1 protein-coding gene is annotated in these 492 nt (G+C 70.1%); it reads left to right on the top strand.

The genetic code is table 11. The features are described from left to right. Window positions 1-58: 58 nt before the first annotated feature. Window positions 59-448: a COG4315 family predicted lipoprotein gene (locus tag AC066S_RS39160; RefSeq protein ID WP_311234576.1), complete on the top strand. Its 390-nt coding sequence runs from the start codon at window positions 59-61 to the stop codon at window positions 446-448. Window positions 449-492: the final 44 nt, after the last annotated feature.

The following is a 492-nucleotide window of genomic DNA, read 5'->3' as shown; positions in this document are numbered from 1 at the left end:
TCTATCCTGCGTGGGGCCGGCATGTCGCCGCCACCCGCGCCTACAGGAGCACACACCGATGACCCGACTCTCCACCCTCTTCGCGGCTTCCGCCCTGGCACTGGCACTCGCCGGCTGCGCCTCCATGTCGTCGTCCCGCATGCCCGGCGGCGTCGCCGAGAAGAACGGCGCCCTCGTGGGCCCGAACGGCATGACCCTCTACACTTTCGACCGCGACCCGGCGGGCGGCGGCAAGTCGGCCTGCAACGGCCCCTGCGCGAAGAACTGGCCGCCCCTGCTGGCCGGCAGCGACACGCCCACGGGAGACTTCACCGTGGTGGAACGCGACGACGGCGCACGCCAGCTGGCCTACAAGGGCAAGCCGCTCTACTACTGGGTGAAGGACACGCAGCCGGGCGAGCGCACCGGCGACGGCGTGAACCAGGTCTGGCGCACCGCCAAGCCCTGATACGAGTCCGCCATCCCAGCGATAACTGCGTTGCTTCGCCTTGC

Source organism: Bradyrhizobium sp. CFUWI, from assembly GCF_056429085.1.
Note: the sequence above shows the minus strand (reverse complement) of the source record. Positions and strands in the feature narration are given on the sequence as shown.

Excerpts from the sequence above, each read along its gene's own strand:
- AC066S_RS39160 (WP_311234576.1), top strand. The coding sequence starts at position 59 with ATGACCCGACTCTCCACCCTCTTCGCGGCTTCCGCCCTGGCACTGGCA.